The organism is Variovorax sp. YR750, assembly GCF_900109805.1.
In the GTDB taxonomy this organism is placed as follows: Bacteria; Pseudomonadota; Gammaproteobacteria; order Burkholderiales; family Burkholderiaceae_C; genus Variovorax; species Variovorax gossypii.
In genome coordinates, this window is sequence record NZ_FOBJ01000008.1 from 30,908 (window position 1) to 43,844 (window position 12,937).

The 12,937-nt window shown below is 68.1% G+C and carries 13 protein-coding genes; 5 read left to right on the forward strand and 8 right to left on the reverse strand.

What is annotated here, in order from left to right:
- Window positions 1–14: 14 nt before the first annotated feature.
- A complete protein-coding gene (locus tag BMY35_RS17340) occupies window positions 15–917 on the reverse strand; it encodes an SDR family oxidoreductase (RefSeq protein ID WP_093201472.1) in 903 nt (300 codons plus the stop codon).
- A gap of 170 nt (window positions 918–1,087) precedes the next feature.
- Here BMY35_RS17340 and BMY35_RS17345 point away from each other — a divergent pair, with 170 nt between their 5' ends.
- Window positions 1,088–1,975 (forward strand): CoA transferase, encoded by an 888-nt coding sequence (locus tag BMY35_RS17345; RefSeq protein ID WP_093201474.1) that lies wholly within the window; start codon window positions 1,088–1,090, stop codon window positions 1,973–1,975.
- Window positions 1,976–1,985: 10 nt separating this feature from the next.
- Here BMY35_RS17345 and BMY35_RS17350 read toward each other — a convergent pair whose 3' ends face one another.
- The gene (locus BMY35_RS17350; RefSeq protein WP_093202197.1) at window positions 1,986–2,897 is read right to left on the reverse strand and encodes a hypothetical protein; all 912 of its coding nucleotides are present in this window, start codon (window positions 2,895–2,897) and stop codon (window positions 1,986–1,988) included.
- A gap of 37 nt (window positions 2,898–2,934) precedes the next feature.
- Entirely contained in the window at window positions 2,935–3,852 is a 918-nt protein-coding gene (locus tag BMY35_RS17355; RefSeq protein ID WP_093201478.1) for a DMT family transporter, read from the reverse strand.
- Window positions 3,853–4,086: 234 nt separating this feature from the next.
- Here BMY35_RS17355 and BMY35_RS17360 point away from each other — a divergent pair, with 234 nt between their 5' ends.
- Window positions 4,087–4,467: a tautomerase family protein gene (locus BMY35_RS17360; RefSeq protein WP_093201479.1), complete on the forward strand. Its 381-nt coding sequence runs from the start codon at window positions 4,087–4,089 to the stop codon at window positions 4,465–4,467.
- A 17-nt stretch (window positions 4,468–4,484) separates the two neighbouring features.
- Window positions 4,485–5,135 (forward strand): cold shock and DUF1294 domain-containing protein, encoded by a 651-nt coding sequence (locus tag BMY35_RS17365; protein ID WP_093201481.1) that lies wholly within the window; start codon window positions 4,485–4,487, stop codon window positions 5,133–5,135.
- 12 nt (window positions 5,136–5,147) lie between these two features.
- Here BMY35_RS17365 and BMY35_RS17370 read toward each other — a convergent pair whose 3' ends face one another.
- Window positions 5,148–7,556, reverse strand: a complete 2,409-nt coding sequence (locus BMY35_RS17370) for a YgiQ family radical SAM protein (RefSeq protein WP_093201482.1) — start codon at window positions 7,554–7,556, stop codon at window positions 5,148–5,150.
- Window positions 7,557–7,723: 167 nt separating this feature from the next.
- Here BMY35_RS17370 and BMY35_RS17375 point away from each other — a divergent pair, with 167 nt between their 5' ends.
- Complete coding sequence (locus BMY35_RS17375; RefSeq protein ID WP_240652036.1) at window positions 7,724–8,665, forward strand: bifunctional helix-turn-helix transcriptional regulator/GNAT family N-acetyltransferase; 942 nt, start codon at window positions 7,724–7,726, stop codon at window positions 8,663–8,665.
- 105 nt (window positions 8,666–8,770) lie between these two features.
- Here BMY35_RS17375 and BMY35_RS17380 read toward each other — a convergent pair whose 3' ends face one another.
- The 4 genes from BMY35_RS17380 to BMY35_RS17395 form a co-directional block, all read right to left on the reverse strand.
- On the reverse strand, window positions 8,771–9,553 hold the full coding sequence (locus BMY35_RS17380; protein ID WP_019653083.1) for a 3-hydroxybutyrate dehydrogenase: 783 nt from the start codon (window positions 9,551–9,553) through the stop codon (window positions 8,771–8,773).
- A 59-nt stretch (window positions 9,554–9,612) separates the two neighbouring features.
- Complete coding sequence (locus tag BMY35_RS17385; protein WP_093201487.1) at window positions 9,613–10,362, reverse strand: acetoacetate decarboxylase; 750 nt, start codon at window positions 10,360–10,362, stop codon at window positions 9,613–9,615.
- A gap of 101 nt (window positions 10,363–10,463) precedes the next feature.
- Window positions 10,464–11,594, reverse strand: coding sequence for a patatin-like phospholipase family protein (locus BMY35_RS17390; RefSeq protein WP_093304847.1), 1,131 nt, complete (start codon window positions 11,592–11,594; stop codon window positions 10,464–10,466).
- 180 nt (window positions 11,595–11,774) lie between these two features.
- Window positions 11,775–12,224: a CHRD domain-containing protein gene (locus tag BMY35_RS17395; RefSeq protein WP_093201492.1), complete on the reverse strand. Its 450-nt coding sequence runs from the start codon at window positions 12,222–12,224 to the stop codon at window positions 11,775–11,777.
- Window positions 12,225–12,380: 156 nt separating this feature from the next.
- On the opposite strand from BMY35_RS17395, the gene BMY35_RS17400 reads away from it, so the two are divergent.
- Entirely contained in the window at window positions 12,381–12,932 is a 552-nt protein-coding gene (locus BMY35_RS17400) for a DUF924 family protein (RefSeq protein WP_093201495.1), read from the forward strand.
- The last annotated feature ends 5 nt before the right edge of the window (window positions 12,933–12,937 follow it).

The following is a 12,937-nucleotide window of genomic DNA, read 5'->3' on the forward strand; positions in this document are numbered from 1 at the left end:
GACAGCCGCAGCCGTCAGCGCTGCGCCTTGTCCTTCTGGTTCTGCGCCTCGATGCGCTCGCGCGCGGCCAGCCAGTCGGAGTCGCTCCACTGGCGCAGCTCGTAGAAGTTGCCGCCGGTGGCCAGCGCGTTGCCGCCGTCCATCATGATGCTCTGGCCGGTGAGCCAGTCGCACTGGCCCGGCGCCATCAGGAAGGAAGCCAGGTTCTGCAGCTCGCTCATGCGGCCGGTGCGCGCCATCGGGTTGTTCTGCTTGCTGCGCGCGCCGGGCTCCTCGCCGGGGTTCAGGCGCTTGCTCATGCCTTCGGTCGGGATCTCGCCGGGACCGACCGCGTTCAGGCGGATGCCGTAGCGCGCCCACTCGACCGCGAGCGACTTGGTCATGACCTCGATGCCGGCCTTGCTCATGGCCGAGGGCACGACGTAGGGGCTGCCGTTGTCGACCCAGGTGACGATGATGCTCATCACGCTGCGGAAGGCGTCGCCCGGCTTCCATTCGCCCGATCGGGCCTGCGCCACCCAGCGCTTGCCCACGGCGTGCGTCACGTAGAAGCTGCCGTGGAACACGATGTTGGCGATGGCGTCGAACGCGCGCGGCGAGAGGCTCTCGGTGGGCGAGACGAAGTTGCCCGCCGCGTTGTTGACCAGCCCCGTGAGGCCGCCGCTCTGGAACAGGCTCTCGACCATCTCGTCGACCTGCTGCGCGATGCGGATGTCCACGCCGAAGGCGTCGATGCGCCGGCCCGGGAACTGCTGGCGCCATTCGGCCGCCGTCTCCTCGCAGACCGACTGGCGCCGGCCGCAGATGGCCACGTCGGCGCCGAGGCTCAGGAAGCGCTCGGCCATCGCGCGGCCGAGGCCGGTGCCCCCGCCAGTCACCAGGATGCGCCGGCCGCTCATGAGGGAAGCTTCAAACATGGTTCGTCTCCTTGGTCGATGAGAAGATGAAAAGGCGGCAGGAAACAGAGAGGAAAACAGTCGCCGCCACCGACCGCATGCTACGCGCGCGGCGCCCCGGCGGCTTGCGGGAAGTGGCTCCGGCCCTCGGGCGAGAATGCGCGAAACGATTCTTCCGGAGACCAGGACCGATGCCGAATTCAGCAGCCAGCCCCGCCGACGACCATGACTTCGCACCGCTGGAGGGCGTTCGCGTCCTCAGCCTCGCGCTGAACCTGCCCGGCCCCGCCGCGCTGCTGCGCTGCCGGGGCATGGGCGCCGCCTGCCTCAAGCTGGAACCGCCGGGCGGCGACCCGATGGCGCTCTACAACAAGCCCGCGTATGCGGCGCTGCACGAGGGCATCTCCATCCAGACGGCCGACCTGAAGACGGAAGCCGGCCAGCAGCAGCTGCACGCCGAACTCGCGCGCACCGACGTGCTGCTCACCTCGTTCCGCCCCTCCGCGCTGCGCAAGCTCGGCCTCGACTGGCCGGCGCTGCAGACGCGCCACCCTTCGTTGTCGCAGGTGGCCATCGTCGGCGCGCCCGGCGAGCGCGCCGAGGAGCCCGGCCACGACCTGACCTACCTCGCCGAAAGCGGCCTCGTCACCGGCACCGAGCTGCCGCCCACGCTCTACGCCGACATGGGCGGCGCCCTGCTCGCGAGCGAGGCGGTGCTGAAGGCGATGCTGCTGCGCTCGCGCAAGGCGGGCGGCGTGTACCTGGAAGTGGCACTGAACGCCTCGGCCGACTGGCTCGCCCTGCCGCGCACCTGGGGCCTCACGCAGCCCTCTGGCGCGGTCGGCGGCGCGCATGCCGGCTACCGCGTCTATCCCTGCGCCGACGGTCGCGTGGCGGTAGCCGCGCTGGAGCCGCATTTCGCGACCCGGCTCTGCGAGGCCGCGCAGATCGCCTCGCGCGACATGCTGGCGCCGGCCACGCGCGAAGCACTCGCCGCATGGATCGCGACGCGCACGCGCGCCGAGCTCGAAGCCATGGCCCGCGAGCGCGACGTGCCGCTGCTCACGCTGGCCGACTGATTGATCCGGCTCAGCGGCTCGCGCCGTCGCGCTGCCGGTCTTCGCGCTTGAGCGCGAGGTAGGTGTCGAGATCGATCTCGTGCAGCTGGCGCGGGTACTGCTCTGCGCCCGCGAACCAGCGCCGCTGGCGACGCTCGGCCTGGTCCGCCCCCGGGGCCGAGAGGTAGGCGTCGAGCGTCAGGAAGTAGCGCATCGCATTGCGCTCCACCAGCCCGCGCAGCCCGCGGATGTAGTCGGGCTGGCCCTCGGGCGTCTTGCCGACCACGGTGAAGCCCACCTTTTCACTGCCGAAGGTCGCCAGGTAGGCCATGGTGCCCAGGCGCACCATGGTGTTGTGGTCGTAGCTGTAGCTGAAGTGCAGGAAGCTCTTGCGCTCGTCGAGCGCCACCGCCTCGAGCGTCACGCGGTAGTTGCTGGTGCCCAGCGGGCCGCTCTCGGCGGAGAGCTCCACCAGCAGGTGCTCGGGCGAGTTGCTGCTGACCCGGTAGACGAAGGGCAGTTCGAAGGCCTGGTCGACCGGCTTGTCGTAGCGGCGCACCACGTAGAGCGTGAGCATCTCGCGCCCCTGCGGGTCGCTGGCGACGCTGCAGCGCCGGTTGTTGACGTGCAGGGTCAGCACGTCGCACCAATGGGCGGAGCCCTTGAGCGCGGTGCTGATTTCGGCCAGCGGATGCTCCACCACGGCATAGACGTCGCCCTGAAGGCCGTCCGCCGTTTCCATGGAATCGAGCTGCACGGGCCGGCCGAAACTGCTGCGGCCGAGCTTGTCGATCATGCGCTGGTGGGTGGCGCGCAGCGCCTGGGCGGAGGAGTTCTCCGGCGCGGCCGCGAGCGACGACTGCATCGAGGAGGCCGCGAACAGCAGCAGCGCCGCCGCCAGGGTGCGTGTCCATGAAGCCGGCGGGTGGGGCGAACTGCTCATGGGCCACACCATACAACGGACCGCCCCGCCCTCGCCTTCAGTCGGACTGCGCGGGCTTGCTGCGCCGCACCAACAGCAGCATCGCGCCGGCCAGCAGCAAGGCGCCGCCCCACTGGCGCGGGGTCATCGCCTGCGAGAACAGCGCCGCGGCCAGCAAGGCGGCCACCAGCGGCTCGATCAGCGTGCCGACCACCGCCGCCGTCGGCGACAGGCGCCGCGCGCCCCAGGCGAAGGCCAGGTAGGCCACCGAGGTCGTCACCACGCCCGTGTAGCCCACGCCCAGCCACTGCGCTCCCCCGGCCGGCCAGGTGATGCCCGAAGGCCACGCGACCGCGAGCATGCACAGCGCCGCCACCGTCATGCCCCAGGCCGAGGCCGTGACCGCTGGCACCCGCGCGGGCATGCGCGCGTTGCCCAGCACCACCATCGCGTAGCAGAAGGCCGAGCCCAGCGACCAGGCCACGCCGGCCGTATGCCCCGGCGCCAGCGGGCCCCAGCCGCCGGCGGGCATCACCAGCAGCAGCACACCCGACAGCGCGAGCAGCAAGCCCGCGACCAGCCTCGGGCCGAGGCGCTCGTAGCCTCGCAGCACCGACACCAGCGCGACGATCACCGGCGCGCAGCAGATCGAAATGACGGTAGGCAGCGCCGCGCCCAGGTGCACGATGCCGGCGAACCAGCAGCTCACGTTGAGCGCCATCGCCGCGCCCGTGGCCAGCATCTGCAGCCGCTCCCGGCGCGTGAGATCCACCCAGCCCGCATCGGGCATCGCGGGCGCCCGCCAGTGCAGCCACCACAGCAGCGGCAGCCCGAGCGCGAAGCGCGCCAGCGACAGGCTCTGCGGCGCGATGCCGCCGTCGATCAGGAATTGCGCCACCAGCGCACCGCCACCCCACAGGGCGCCGGCCAGCAGCACGCCGCCCCAGGCCAGGGCGGCAGACGTTCTTGCGTTCATTGTTGAAAGTTCTCCATAGCGCCCGCCATGGCCGATCGATCCAGGATCGGCAACAGGGAGCGGGCGTGACCATCCGAGCCGCCGGCCGGCCAGGGAGGCTCGGACGACGGCGACCGTTTGCGGGTCTGAGCGCGGCGCGAAAAGCGCGCGTCAGCTGCGGGTCACGGAGGGAGGAGAACGACGATGAGCCATGTGGCGTATCTTAGGCCCCCACACTTTTTCGAGGAACGGCACATGCCACTCGTGCGGATCGAGCTTTCCAGCGACAGCCCCGAAGCCCTGGGCCCCGCCATCGGGGACGTCGTCTACCAGGCCATGAGGGACACCATCAACGTGCCGGAGCACGACAAGTTCCAGGTCATCACGCGGCACGCCCCGCACGAGCTGGTGCACCCGGCGAGCTACCTCGGCGTCGTGTATTCGCCCGGCTTCGTGCTGATCCAGATCACGCTGAACCAGGGGCGCACGACCGAGATGAAGAAGGCCTTCTACAGGCGCGTGGCCGACGACCTGCACGGCCAGCTGGGCATCCGGCGCGAGGACGTGTTCATCAACCTCGTCGAGGTGTCGAAGGAGAACTGGTCCTTCGGCAACGGGGAGATGCAGTACGCCTAGCGGCGAGAATCCCGCCGATGAAACGCCAGGGCACGCTCGTTCGATGGGAAAAGGACCGTGGCTTCGGCTTCATCCGCTGCCCCGAAATCTCCGCCGACGTGTTCGTGCACCTGCGCGACTTCACCGACCGGGGCATGACGCCGCAGGTCGGCATGAAGCTGAGCTTCGAGGAGATCCACGTGGGAGGCAAGGGGCCTCGCGCGATGTCGGTGCAGGCGGCTGGTGCCGGACGGCAATCGCAGCCGCCGCGTGAGCCGGCACGGCCTCGCGGTCGGCCCGATCGTTCGACCCGCGGGCCTGCACGATCTTCCTCATCCTCGCTGCCGATGGCGCTCCTGCTCACGGCATACGCCGCATTGCTGGGCTACGGCGTGTGGAGCGCGCGCCTTCCCTTGATCACGCTCGGCGCGTTGCTGCTGCTGAGCCTGCTGACCTTCTTCATCTACGGCTTCGACAAGAACGCGGCCGGAACGGACCGGCGGCGCACGCCGGAGAACACGCTGCACCTGCTCTCGCTGATCGGGGGCTGGCCGGGCGCCTGGGTCGCGCAACGGCTGTTCCGCCACAAGCTGAGCAAGACGAGCTTCATGGCGGCTTACTGGGCCACGGTGGTGGCGCACATGGCAGCCATGGGCGCCTGGGTCGGCAAGCTCCTGCCGGCCCTTTGAGCCGGCTGGCTCTCAGCGCGGCTTGCGGATGTTGCCGCGCACCGGGCCGGAAGGCTTGCGCGCGGCGGAACCCGTGCCTGAGCCGTTGTCGCGCGGCGGCAGGCCGGTGTGCTGCGTGAGGATGCGGCCCTTCGAGGGCTTCACCGGCGCCAGCTTGACTGGGGCCGACTTGGCGACGGCCGGCGCGCTCGTCGAGTTCTTGCGCCGTGCACTGGTGTAGCCGCCGTCGGTCAGCGGCTGCCACGTCGGAATGAGATGGTGCTTGCCGTTGCCGATCAGGTCGGCACGGCCCATGCTCTTGAGCGCCTCGCGCAGCAGCGGCCAGTTGTTGGCATCGTGGTAGCGCAGGAAGGCCTTGTGCAGGCGGCGGCGCTTGTCGCCGCGCACGATGTCCACCGTCTCGCTCTCGCGCGTGATCTTGCGCAGCGGGTTGCGGTTGGAGTGGTACATGGCCGTGGCCGTGGCCATCGGGCTCGGATAGAAAGTCTGCACCTGGTCGGCGCGGAAGCCGTTCTTCTTGAGCCAGATCGCGAGGTTCATCATGTCCTCGTCGCTGGTGCCCGGATGCGCGGCGATGAAGTACGGAATGAGGTACTGCTTCTTGCCCGCCTCTGCCGAGTACTTCTCGAACATCTGCTTGAACTTGTCGTAGCTGCCGATGCCGGGCTTCATCATCTTCGTGAGCGGGCCCTGCTCGGTGTGCTCGGGCGCGATCTTGAGATAGCCGCCGACGTGGTGCTGCACCAGTTCCTTCACGTACTCGGGCGACTGCACCGCCAGGTCGTAGCGCAGGCCGGAGCCGATCAGGATCTTCTTGATGCCCTTCAACGCACGCGCCCGGCGGTAGATCTTGATGAGCGGGTCGTGGTTGGTGTTGAGGTTCTGGCAGATGCCCGGGTACACGCAGCTGGGCTTGCGGCAGGCGGCCTCGATCTCGGGCGACTTGCAGCCGATGCGGTACATGTTGGCCGTGGGGCCGCCGAGGTCGGAGATGGTGCCGGTGAAGCCCTTCACCGAATCGCGGATGGCCTCGACCTCCTTGATGATCGAATCTTCCGAGCGGCTCTGGATGATGCGGCCCTCGTGCTCGGTGATCGAGCAGAAGGTGCAGCCGCCGAAGCAGCCGCGCATGATGTTCACGCTGAAGCGGATCATTTCCCACGCGGGGATCTTGGTCGCGCCGTCGTGGCTGCCGTTCTCGTCGGCGTAGCGCGGATGCGGGCTGCGCGCGTACGGCAGGTCGAACACGTGGTCCATCTCGGCCGTGGTGAGCGGAATCGGCGGCGGGTTGATCCACACGTCGCGCGCCGTGGTGCCTTCGCCATGCGCCTGCACCAGCGCGCGGGCGTTGCCGGGGTTGGTTTCCAGGTGCAGCACGCGGTTGGCGTGCGCGTAGAGCACCGGGTCGCTGCGCACCTGCTCGTAGGCCGGCAGGCGGATCACCGAGCGCTCGCGCGGCGGCACCTTGGTCTTGCCCCTGCCCTGCAGCGCAGGGTTGGGCACGAAGTTCAGCGGCTTGATGGCGGGGTTGACCACCGAGCCCGCGGCCGATCCAGCGGCTTCGGCAGCCTTGGCAACGGCTTCGGCCTCTTCTTCCTTCGCGCAGGTGGCGCCGTTGGCCTTGGCCTGGTCGGACACCATCAGGTATGGATTGACGTGCGCCTCGACGCGGCCGGGCTCGTCGACACTGGTGGAATCGATCTCGAACCAGCCTTCCGGCGTCTCACGGCGCACGAAGGCGGTGCCGCGCACGTCGGTGATCTGCTGCACCGGCTCCTTGGCGGCCAGGCGGTGCGCGATCTCGACGATGGCGCGCTCGGCATTGCCGTACAGCAGCAGGTCGCACTTGGAGTCGACCACGATGGAGCGGCGCACCTTGTCCGACCAGTAGTCGTAGTGGGCGATGCGGCGCAGGCTGCCTTCGATGCCGCCGAGGATGATCGGCACGTCGTTCCAGGCTTCCTTGCAGCGCTGCGAATACACGATGGCTGCGCGGTCGGGGCGCGAGCCGCCGACGTCGCCGGGGGTGTAGGCATCGTCGCTGCGGATCTTCCGGTCGGCCGTGTAGCGGTTGATCATCGAATCCATGTTGCCGGCGGTGACGCCGAAGAACAGGTTCGGCTTGCCCAGCGCCATGAAGGGCTCGGCGCTCTGCCAGTCGGGCTGCGCGATGATGCCCACGCGGAAGCCCTGCGCTTCCAGCATGCGGCCGATGACCGACATGCCGAAGCTGGGATGGTCGACATAGGCGTCGCCCGTGACGACGATGATGTCGCAGCTGTCCCAGCCGAGCGCTTCCATCTCCTTGCGCGTAGTCGGCAGGAATTTCGCCGTGCCGAAACGGGCCGCCCAGTACTTGCGGTAGCTGGTCAGCGGCTTGGCGGCACGCGCGAAAAAGGAGACGTCGACGGGAGCGTTCATCGGTGGGAGTTGACAGCGCCGTGGGAGCGCCGTTGTGGGCAACCCTCGATTTTAGGGTTTTCCACCATGCCTGTCGCCCTGCGTGACGTGTGACCGGACTTTCCCGAAGGACTCATGTCCGGTCAATTTGATTGCCAAAGTCAAACAACTGAATGACAATAGCAACCATGTCCACAACTTCGCCACCCATCGACACCGCCGCCGTCAAGGCGATCCGGCAGTTCAACCGCTTCTACACGCGCCGCATCGGCGCCCTCGACCCCTACCTGGGCAGCGCCATGTCGCTGACCGACGTGCGCGTCCTGTACGAGCTGGCGCACCGCGAGATGGCCGTCGCCAGCGAGATCGGGCGCGACCTCGGGTTCGACGCAGGCTACCTGAGCCGCATCCTTCGCCGCTTCGAGAACGAGGGCTGGCTGGTCCGCGAGCCCCATCCGCGCGACGCGCGCCAGAGCGTGCTGCGCCTGACCGAGGCGGGCCATGCCGCATTCGCGCCGTTGCAACAGAAGTCGCGCGAAGAGGCGGCCGCCCTGCTCGCCTCGCTCGCGCCGGCACAGCGCCAGCAGCTGGTGCACGCCATGGGCACGGTGCAGTCGCTGCTCGATCCCCAGGCGCCGCCGGCAAGGCCGCAGGCCGCCATCCTGCGGGAGCCCGGCCCCGGCGACATCGGCTGGGTGGTACAGCAGCACGGCGAGATCTACGCACGCGAATACGGCTGGAACAGCACCTTCGAGGCACTGGTGGCTGGCATCGCGGGCGAGTTCCTGCTCAAGTTCCAGCCCGAGTGGGAGCGCTGCTGGATCGCCGAGCTCAACGGCGAGCGGGTGGGCTCGATCTTCGTGGTGCGCAAGTCGGCCACGGTGGCGCAACTGCGCCTGCTGATCCTCACGCCCGCTGCACGCGGGCTGGGGCTGGGCGGCAAGCTGGTGGACGAATGCATCGCCTTCGCGCGCCTCAAGGGCTACCGGAAGATGGTGCTGTGGACCAACAGCTGCCTGACGGCCGCGCGCGGCATCTACGCCAGCCGCGGCTTCCAGCTCACGGGTTCCGAGCCGCACGAGGGCTACGGCACCCCGCTCGTGGGCGAGACTTGGGAATTGAAGCTCTAATGCCAGGAACACTGCGGAACCGGCTTGGCCGGGCCGCAGGTGTTGCCCCCGGTAGGGGGTTGGCGAAGCGACACGAAGTGCGCGCAGCCTGGGGGCGAGCAACAGTTATTGCATGAACCAGCCGTGGCTCACCACCAGTGACTGACCGGTGAGCGCATTCGTCGGGAAGCCCGCGAACAGCAGCGCCACGCGCGCCACGTCTTCCGTGGTGGTGAATTCGCCGTCGACCGTCTCCTTCAGCATCACGTTCTTGATGACCTCCTGCTCGGTGATGCCCAGCGTCTTCGCCTGCTCGGGAATCTGCTTCTCGACGAGCGGCGTGCGCACGAAACCCGGGCAGATCACGTTGGCGCGCACGCCGTGCTTGGCACCTTCCTTCGCGACCGTCTTCGCCAGTCCGATGAGGCCGTGCTTGGCCGTCACGTAGGGCGCCTTCAGCAGCGAGGCTTCCTTGGAGTGCACCGAGCCCATGTAGATCACGCTGCCGCCGCGGCCCTGCGCGTACATGTGCTTCAGGCAGGCCTTGGTGGTGAGGAAGGCGCCGTCGAGGTGAATGGCGAGCATCTTCTTCCAGTCGGCGAAGCTGAACTCCTCCACCGGGTGCACGATCTGGATGCCGGCGTTGCTGATGAGGATGTCGATGCCGCCGAAGGCAGCCGCGCCCTCTTCCACCGAGGCGTTGACCTGGTCTTCGTTCGTCACGTCCACGCCCACGCCGATGGCCTGCGCGCCCGTGGCCTTGAGCTCGGCCGCGGTGGCGTCGGCGGCCTCCTTGTTGAGGTCGGCGATGATGATCTTCGCGCCTTCCTGGGCGAACAGGATGGCGATCTCCTTGCCGATGCCGCTGGCCGAGCCGGTGATGTAGGCGACCTTGTCCTTGAGTTGCATGGTGATGTTCCTTGAGGGTTGGGGTTGGAAAGCCGGCGACCCGAAGCCGCCAGCAAGAATCAGGCGAGATAGTCGTGCTCGACGGTGCCTAGCGCGAGCGTCATGTCCGCGATGTAGTGCACCGCCGATTCGACCTTGCGCACGGGCAGATCGGCCACCGGCGCCAGCGCGTGCGGATGCAGTTCGAGCGAGCCGGGCCCGCCCCACGCGCCGTGCAGCGTCACGTCGACCATGTGATAGCGCACCAGCTCGCAGATGCGAGCCGTGCCGTCGACGTGCGGAATGATCTTGAGCAGGAAGTTCGGCTGCGCGATGCCCGCGAGGATGGGCGCCGGGTCGAGCGTGCGATGCTTGAAGCCCATCGTGGCCTTGGCCACCCGCACCTTGCCGTAGTCGAGGGTGCCGACCACCACGTCGGTCTCGTAGTCGAGCACCGGCGAGGCGAGCTTCTTCGGAAAGCCCCAGAGCTCGCGTCCGCCCGCGATGGGCGGATGGTCGTTGAGGTACATCGCATGCACGTACGAGCCCTTCTCCACGCCCTTGTCGGTGCGCAGCTGCACCGGAATGACCTGGCCCGACTCGGTGTAGTCGCCGAAGCCGGTCGAATCGGGCATGCGGATGAACTCGTACTTGACCAGCGGCTCGACAACCTCGAGCGGCTCGGGCACCACGGCGCGCAGGGCCTCGATGTCGGTGCGGTACGTGATCATCAGGAATTCGCGCCTGATGAAGCGATAAGGGCCTGGCGGAAAGGCGGGGCTGGTCAGCGGCATCGCGAATGCCGTTCGTCGCACGTCTTCAATGTTCATGATGCAAACATTTCCTCCTGGTGAAGCTGAAGCGTTGAAGTGACGGCCCAGTCTCGCGCTGGTTTCTTAGCCGGGGCTGAATCGCAGACCGCCCCGACGATTCATCGAGAAAGCCCAGGCCGCTTGACGCGCCCCGAACCGTGCTCGCCGAGGTCGAAGGTGGTCACGCCGTTCACGGTGGCGTCGGCGCGCAGCGTCTCGGGGTGGGCCAGCGTCACGCGCATGTCGCGCGCACCGGCCTCCCAGTGCTCCTCGACTGCGGCACGCGAGAACTCGTAGTCCTTCGACTCCAGTTCATAGGGCTTGTCGCGGTAGATCAGGTGGAAGATGTCGATGGGCTCGTGCGTGAGCTGCGACTGCACCTCGTGCACGCTGGGGTCGTTGCGCAAGTGGGCCGGCAGCTTGGAGATCAGGTCGGCAATGGCCTGCTGCAGGTTCATGTTGGCGGCCAGCGCATCGGTGTTCATGCGCGTGCGGCTCGAGTAGGTGATGTCCTTCTGCCGCTCCATCACGCCGGCCATGTTGTGCGGCATCTCGCCGCGCGCATTGAACAGGTCGACCTGCAGCACCACCAGCGGCTCGCTGCGCGGATGCGTGTCGAGCACGTACTGCAGCGGCGTGTTCGAGACGATGCCCCCGTCCCAGTAGTCGTCGCCGTCGATGCTCACGGGCGCGAAGCCCGGAGGCAGCGCACCGCTGGCCATGATGTGCTCGGGCCCGATCAGCTGGCGCGTGTTGTCGAAGTACACCGAGTTGCCGGTGCGCACGTTCACCGCCCCCACGCTGAAGCGCGCCTCGCAGGCGTTGATGCGGTCGAAGTCGACGAGGCGCTCGAGCGTGGACTTCAGCGGCGAGGTGTCGTAGTAGCTCAGCAGCGGCGCCGCCCCGCCCATCAGGAAGGCCGGCGAATAGCGCGGCTCGAAGAAGCCCGGAATGCCCACCAGCGAGGCCATGGTGGCGCTGAACTGGTTCTGGGTGGCGCGGTCGCCCAGCCATGGAGGCAGGCGCTGCGAAGGCCCGGAAGACACGAGATGCCAGAACTCGCGCAGCCGGTCGACCCGCTTTTCCTGTGCGTTGCCGGCGATCAGCGCGGCATTGATGGCGCCGATGGAAACGCCTGCGATCCAGTGCGGCTGCAGCTCGGTTTCGCTGAGCGCCGCGTACACGCCGGCCTGGTAGGCGCCGAGCGCGCCCCCGCCCTGCAGCACCAGCGCCTTGCGGGCGGTGCGCATGTCCTCGCGGCGTGAGGCGAAGGGGTCGAGGGGCTTCCTGGATGCACTGGAAGCGGTGGAGGCGGCACGGGTTCGGGTTTTCTTCTTCGGTGGTGTCGTCGTCATGCGTTCATTTGACACCAGCCCCGAGACGCCAACCTGACGAGGGACTTATCCAGGGGCTGTGCCCCTGGAACGAAGTCACATCTTCGGCAACATCTGCCCGCGAATCTCGCCGCCCGGGTTGGCGGCCGTGTGGATGTTGGCGTACCACTTGCCCGCCGACAGGTCCGCGGCCTGCGCCGGCGTGAGCGTGGCCTGGCCCTCGATCGGGCTCGCCGGGTTGGCGAAAGGCAGCACCACGCCCGCATTGGCGCCCGCGGCGGCCGGACCGTGGAAGTGCGCCATGGTGGCCGGGCCGCTCAGGCCGGTGTAGGTGATCTTGTACTTGAGCACGTTGGTGTCGCGGTCGAGCCAGGCCTCGGCCATGCCGCTGCCGCGCGTCATGTTGGGCGGGACTTCGCTGGCTGCGTTCATCGCGCCGCTGAAGCTCGCGACGTTCGACTTCGACATCATTCCGCAGCCGACCAGCGCGGCACTGGCCACCCCGGTAACGAGGGCTGCGCGCAAAAAGGTGCCATATTTGGTCATGAGCTTGATCTCCTGAGTAATGAAAGCCTCCACAGCATAGGCAGCGCGGAGGGCCTGTCTTGTCGGCCACCACCCCGACTTTGATGGCCGCCGGAGGGCCCGAGACGGCTGCAAGAGCCGCTGAACGGCGGCGAGAGGCTGAAAGAGAATGCAACGATGACTTCCACCTACCTCCCCACCGCCCGCAACGTGGTCGATTTCTGGCGCGAAGCCGGCCCCGATCGCTGGTTCGCCAAGAACGATTCCTTCGACGCCGACTTTGCCCTGCGCTTCTCGCAGGCGCACCAGGCGGCAGCCCGTGGCGAGCTCGATCATTGGGCGTCCGACGCCGAAGGCGCGCTGGCCCTGCTCGTGCTGCTCGACCAGTTTCCCCGCAACACCTGGCGCGGCAATGCACACATGCTGGCCACCGACGGCAAGGCACTGGCCGTGGCGAAGCAGGCGATCGAAGCGGGCTTCGACCGGCAGTGCGAGCCCGTGCTGCAACGTTTCTTCTACCTGCCCTTCATGCACTCGGAGGTGCTGGCCGAACAGGAGCGCTCGGTCGAACTCAACGCCGCGCTCGACGACAACACGCAGCGCTATGCCGTGCTGCACCGCGACATCGTCGCGCGCTTCGGCCGCTTTCCGCACCGCAACAGCATGCTCGGGCGCACCAGCACGGCGGAGGAGCAGAAGTTCCTGGACGAAGGCGGCTTCGCCGGCTGAGCAGG

Bases quoted from the DNA above. Each gene is read 5' to 3' on its own strand.
- BMY35_RS17395 (WP_093201492.1), bottom strand. From the start codon at position 12,224: ATGACCAAATATGGCACCTTTTTGCGCGCAGCCCTCGTTACCGGGGTG.
- BMY35_RS17390 (WP_093304847.1), bottom strand. From the start codon at position 11,594: ATGCGCACCGCCCGCAAGGCGCTGGTGCTGCAGGGCGGGGGCGCGCTC.
- BMY35_RS17375 (WP_240652036.1), top strand. From the start codon at position 7,724: ATGTCCACAACTTCGCCACCCATCGACACCGCCGCCGTCAAGGCGATC.
- BMY35_RS17370 (WP_093201482.1), bottom strand. From the start codon at position 7,556: ATGAACGCTCCCGTCGACGTCTCCTTTTTCGCGCGTGCCGCCAAGCCG.
- BMY35_RS17340 (WP_093201472.1), bottom strand. From the start codon at position 917: ATGTTTGAAGCTTCCCTCATGAGCGGCCGGCGCATCCTGGTGACTGGC.
- BMY35_RS17365 (WP_093201481.1), top strand. From the start codon at position 4,485: ATGAAACGCCAGGGCACGCTCGTTCGATGGGAAAAGGACCGTGGCTTC.
- BMY35_RS17345 (WP_093201474.1), top strand. From the start codon at position 1,088: ATGCCGAATTCAGCAGCCAGCCCCGCCGACGACCATGACTTCGCACCG.
- BMY35_RS17360 (WP_093201479.1), top strand. From the start codon at position 4,087: ATGCCACTCGTGCGGATCGAGCTTTCCAGCGACAGCCCCGAAGCCCTG.
- BMY35_RS17380 (WP_019653083.1), bottom strand. From the start codon at position 9,553: ATGCAACTCAAGGACAAGGTCGCCTACATCACCGGCTCGGCCAGCGGC.
- BMY35_RS17355 (WP_093201478.1), bottom strand. From the start codon at position 3,852: ATGAACGCAAGAACGTCTGCCGCCCTGGCCTGGGGCGGCGTGCTGCTG.
- BMY35_RS17385 (WP_093201487.1), bottom strand. From the start codon at position 10,362: ATGAACATTGAAGACGTGCGACGAACGGCATTCGCGATGCCGCTGACC.
- BMY35_RS17400 (WP_093201495.1), top strand. From the start codon at position 12,381: ATGACTTCCACCTACCTCCCCACCGCCCGCAACGTGGTCGATTTCTGG.
- BMY35_RS17350 (WP_093202197.1), bottom strand. From the start codon at position 2,897: ATGAGCAGTTCGCCCCACCCGCCGGCTTCATGGACACGCACCCTGGCG.